At 64.8% G+C, this 4,576-nt stretch carries 4 protein-coding genes and 1 pseudogene; 1 reads left to right on the top strand and 4 read right to left on the bottom strand.

Annotation, left to right across the window (positions count from 1 at the left end; all coding sequences use genetic code 11):
- Positions 1 to 172 precede the first annotated feature (172 nt).
- Together ACWDR7_RS13025 and ACWDR7_RS13020 are read right to left on the bottom strand one after the other, a co-directional pair.
- Positions 173 to 487: a hypothetical protein gene (locus ACWDR7_RS13025; protein ID WP_449855317.1), complete on the bottom strand. Its 315-nt coding sequence runs from the start codon at positions 485 to 487 to the stop codon at positions 173 to 175.
- Between the two features lie 228 nt (positions 488 to 715).
- On the bottom strand, positions 716 to 2,239 hold the full coding sequence (locus ACWDR7_RS13020; RefSeq protein WP_449855316.1) for a SulP family inorganic anion transporter: 1,524 nt from the start codon (positions 2,237 to 2,239) through the stop codon (positions 716 to 718).
- Between the two features lie 159 nt (positions 2,240 to 2,398).
- On the opposite strand from ACWDR7_RS13020, the gene ACWDR7_RS13015 reads away from it, so the two are divergent.
- Positions 2,399 to 2,779, top strand: a complete 381-nt coding sequence (locus ACWDR7_RS13015) for a MerR family transcriptional regulator (RefSeq protein WP_449855315.1) — start codon at positions 2,399 to 2,401, stop codon at positions 2,777 to 2,779.
- A gap of 19 nt (positions 2,780 to 2,798) precedes the next feature.
- Here the strand turns inward: ACWDR7_RS13015 and ACWDR7_RS13010 are convergent.
- Both ACWDR7_RS13010 and ACWDR7_RS13005 read right to left on the bottom strand, forming a co-directional pair.
- Positions 2,799 to 2,948 (bottom strand): annotated as a pseudogene (locus tag ACWDR7_RS13010) (transposase); the annotation flags it as partial.
- Between the two features lie 126 nt (positions 2,949 to 3,074).
- Positions 3,075 to 3,950, bottom strand: coding sequence for a hypothetical protein (locus tag ACWDR7_RS13005; protein WP_449855314.1), 876 nt, complete (start codon positions 3,948 to 3,950; stop codon positions 3,075 to 3,077).
- Positions 3,951 to 4,576 lie beyond the last annotated feature (626 nt).

Below are 4,576 nucleotides of genomic sequence, written 5' to 3'. Positions count from 1 at the left end.
ATCAGAGAGTTAGCGCTTCTGATCCTCGGGGACCTCGACCCCTACCGCCGAATCACCGCCCGGCCACCCTCACCCCACCGGATGTCCGAAGAGCCCGATAAGCCCGCGGCAACACCGCCGGGCCGGAGGTGTCGATAGTGGCTGGCGGGGCGTCATTCGCACGACAGCGCCGTCACACGACCGCGGGCGGCGAGATGGAAAGCACAGCAATCGTGAGCGCGAGGACGAGGAGCGCACTCGCACCGAGGAGGATCCAGGTCCTGACTCGCCGCGCATACGACCGATCATCACCACCGAGCCCGACGACTCCGCCCAGCGGGAGGGCGACCAACCACGTCAGCAGCGCGGCGAAGCCCATTGCGATACCGAGAGACCTCTCCGTGTCGTCGGCGTCGGAGTACTCGATCACGATCGGTCCCGGGCCGACCAGGCTGAAGCCGGAGAGGCCGAGCAGCAAGGCGCCATACAGACCGAGCAGCGTCGCCACAGTGACGATCAAGATGCTCCCAGCGCTCCGCATGCGCTCATTCTGTCTCGTCGACCCGCGATTCCCGCAGGCGGGGAAGCGCGTCGTGCTTCGAGCGCGTGCGAGATCGCTGCAGCGGCCGAGGTGATGTGCCGACGGATCTCGCCACGCTACTGGGGATGAGCATTATCTCGGTGAGTAGTATTCCTCGTTCATACCGGCCGGGAGGGCCCGGCGTTTCCTAGGGCGTTAGTGCGCGTTGCCGAGGCCACCGGTGAGGCGGCCGTGGAATCGGGCGGTGGCGTCGTTCATGCCGGTGAAGGTGACGGCCTTGCCGAGGTGTTCGTATTTGGTGTGGATGGCGTCGAGCGCGGCGACGGTGGATGCGTCCCAGACGTGGGAGCGGGTCAGGTCGACGACAACGCGGTCGGGGTCGTGGGTGTACTCGAACTGCGTAGTGAGGTCGTTGCTGGAGGCGAAGAACAGTTCTCCGTCGACGGTGTAGCGGGCGGTGGGCCGCCCGTCCTGGTCGGTGATCTCGCGGGTGACGGTGGTGAAGTGTGCGACGCGGCGGGCGAAGAGGATCATCGCGGCGATGACGCCGACGCCGACGCCGATGGCGAGGTTGTGGGTCCAGACGGTGATGCCGACGGTGACGACCATGACGAGGGTTTCGCTGATCGGCATGCGCTTGAGGGTGGTGGGGCGGATGCTGTGCCAGTCGAATGTGGCGACGGAGACGACGATCATGACGGCGACGAGGGCTGCCATGGGGATGACGGCGACGATGTCGCCGAGCACGAGCACCAGGACGAGGACGAAGACGCCGGCGAGGAAGGTGGAGATGCGGGTGCGAGCTCCGGATGCTTTCACGTTGATCATGGTCTGCCCGATCATCGCGCAGCCGCCCATGCCGCCGAACGCGCCGGAGAGGATGTTCGCCGCCCCCTGAGCCCACGCCTCACGGGTCTTTCGGGAGTGGGTGTCGGTGATGTCGTCGACGAGTTTCGCGGTCATGAGGGATTCGAGAAGGCCGACGATGGCCATCGCGGCGGCGAACGGGAAGATGATGCCGAGGGTGTCCAGGGTGAGCGGAACGTTCGGGATGAACAGTTCGGGCAGGCTCTGCGGGAGTTGGCCCTGATCGCCGACGGTGGGGACGCTGATACCGAACACGACAGCGGCGGCAGTGAGCAGGATGATCGCGACCAGCGGTGCCGGGACGACTCGGGTGAGCAGCGGCATCAGGTACATGATGAGCAGGCCCGCGACCACGAGCGGGTACACCATCCATGGCACTCCGAGCAGCTGCGGGATCTGCGAGATGAAGATCAGGATGGCAAGGGCGTTGACGAACCCGACCATGACGCTACGCGGGATGAAGCGCATCAGTTTCGCCACCCCGAGGAGTGCGAGCACCACCTGGATGAGCCCACCGAGGAGCACGGTGGCGATGAAGTAGTCCATCCCGTACTCGCGGGCAACAGGAGCGATCACCAGCGCGATGGCGCCGGTCGCGGCGGTGATCATCGCGGGCCGGCCTCCGAGGAACGCGATGGCGACCGCCATCACGAACGACGAGAACAGCCCCACTCGGGGGTCGACCCCGGCGATGATCGAGAACGCGATCGCTTCAGGGATCAGCGCGATGGCGACGACGAGTCCGGCGAGGACTTCGCGGGTGAGAATACGGGGGCTGCGCAGCGCTTGCAGAACGGTCGGTTCGATCCGGTAGCGGGCGGCGGGATCTTGCGTGGGCGCGACGGCGGTCACGGTGCTCCTTCATGGTCAGCGGGATAGATGCCCGCACGGAAGACGCTCCGTTGCGCCGGGAAGTCTCAGAGATTCGGGAGAGGATGGATGCTGCACGACAGGGTGCGAGCGAACAACGAGACTCTAACGTAACGTGAGGGTTGAAGGAAATCGGGGATCATGACTGACGCGGCGATGCACATCGGTGAACTGGCCGAGCGCACCGGTCTGTCACTGCGGACCCTCCGCCATTACGACGAGATCGGGCTCGTCACTCCGTCCGGACGCACCGATGGCGGGTTCCGCCTCTACACCGCCGACGACGAGGCACGGGTGATGCTGATCCGCCGGATGAAGCCCCTCGGCTACAGCCTCGACCAGATGCGTGAGCTGCTCGACCTCATCAATCTGGTCAACGCCAACCCGCGCGATCCAGAACTTGATGCGCGGTTGGAGAGTGTCCGGCAGGAGGCGCTCGAACGCCGCGACCGCCTCAGAATCCAACTCGCCGCCGCTGAGGAGTTCGTCGCTCAACTTCACGCCCGCTCCACGAAAGCGTAAGCGGCTCACCTCAGTCCACTCAGCGCGCGCCGGTCTTGACCCAGATCAGAGTTCCGGCGAGACAGATCGCGGCGCGGTGGTTGCGGGCGAGTTTGTCGGAGCGCATCGCGATCCCGCGCCACTGCTTGAGCCGGTTGAAGCACCGCTCAACCACGTTGCGACCCTTGTAGCGAGCTTGCTGCTGGTCGCCGAAGTCGATCGGCCACACTGCTCCGGCACGTCCCGCCAGGGGGCGCCGGTGCGGTACTTCCACGCCATTCCCTCGACAGCGAGCCGATGAGTTGATCAACACGCCCTAGCCGTCGTGGCGGCCGCTCACGTAGCTCCGGTAACGGACTCCTCGGTGCCGCTCGTGTTGGCCGAGCGCCGTGTAGCTGTATCCGAGAGCGTCTGCCACCATGGGCGCCGGCATCGCGGCGACCAGTTCGTCGAGCGTGGTGTTCTTTGTCGCGAGGATGTCAACGCCGAGCGAGTTGAGCTCCGCTTTGAGCTGCTCGCGCGTGATGTGTTGCCCCGCTCGAGCTCCCGGGAACAGGTAAGGGTTGTTGTCGGCCGAGCTGGTCCGGGTTCGAGCTCGGGAGGCCAGGTGCTGGCGGAGGATGTCGTCGAACGGCTCGGGAACGTAAACAGGGTCGTCCGCGAACCTGATGGTCATACCGTTGATGGCGTCATCTTCCAATGCGTTCAAACGCATTGTGGAGATACGCGTCAGCGGTTGGCCAAAGACCAGCAGGAGAAGGGCGGCGGATCTCGCTGCAGGCGAGAGTGACTCCTCCGTCAGGTAGTGGCGAATCCACTCCAACCGGTCGGTGTCGGTGATGCGACGTGTTTGGGCTCGAGCGTGGCGCGCGGGGATGTGGAGCAGGGGAGCGAGTCTGCTGTCCCTCGCGAACTGCAAGAACCCGCGAACTGTGTATCGACTTGAGTTTCCCGTCGTGAGCCAGATGTCGACGAGGGACTGCGTGCAGGTCCCGAGGGTGGCCTCCCGCGCAGCGAGCCATGTCAGGAAGTTTGCCGCTGCAGTGATCTGTTGCTTCGCGTTGTGTGCGGCAGTGTGAACATCCTGGCCATTGCTCTGAATCAGTCTGATTCGGCGTAGGTGGTACCAGACCGCGTACTGCTCGAGCGCACGTTTGTGCTCGCCCTCGAATGGCTCGATCTTCTTGCGCACCCATCCCTGGAAGCGGGTGAACGCCTCGTCGCGAGGCGGAAGCAGGCCGATCTCGACGAGCAGCGCCCGGATGTGATTGACGGCGGCGCTCTGTGGGAGGGCGTCGAGAGTGTCGTGGTCGGGCGGTTCCTGACCCTCCGCGAGGCTGCTCAGCAGTGACTTGACCTGGGGGGAGCGGATCCAGGTGAGGACGCTAGTCGGACGATCCGCTCGGAGCAGGTGGTCCCTGAGCTGCTGGAGGTCCGTGCCGTGTCCCTCGCGTCGGAGTCCGAGTATCTCGTCGAGGTCATCGGATAGCGCGCAGCGTTCGCAGAGCCCGGCACGGAAAATCGCACCTTCCTGGGAGCACCGCCGGCAGTGAAAATCGCGCTCAATGCCGGCGCAGTCCGCGCAGATTTGCCCACCCTTCGCGTTGATTCCTGGCAGCAGGCGTTCAGCAAGGCAGCTAGCGCAGGCGCCGTGGGTATGGATCGCGTGGTCGTAGCAGCGCCCGCAGATGAGGTCTTCAGGGAACCGATACTTCGTCGTCGACTGGGGTGTGACACTTCTTGTAGACGGTCGTTACCAGGAAGGAACGACAGGCAGAGATGTCTACGAATCGCAGGAAGTTCACTGAGGAGTTCAAG

It is taken from the genome of Microbacterium sp. NPDC003461 (assembly GCF_053588335.1).
Note: the sequence above shows the minus strand (reverse complement) of the source record. Positions and strands in the feature narration are given on the sequence as shown.

What these genes read in the sequence shown, in the direction of transcription:
- ACWDR7_RS13015 (WP_449855315.1), top strand. Translation starts at nt 2,399, where the DNA reads ATGACTGACGCGGCGATGCACATCGGTGAACTGGCCGAGCGCACCGGT.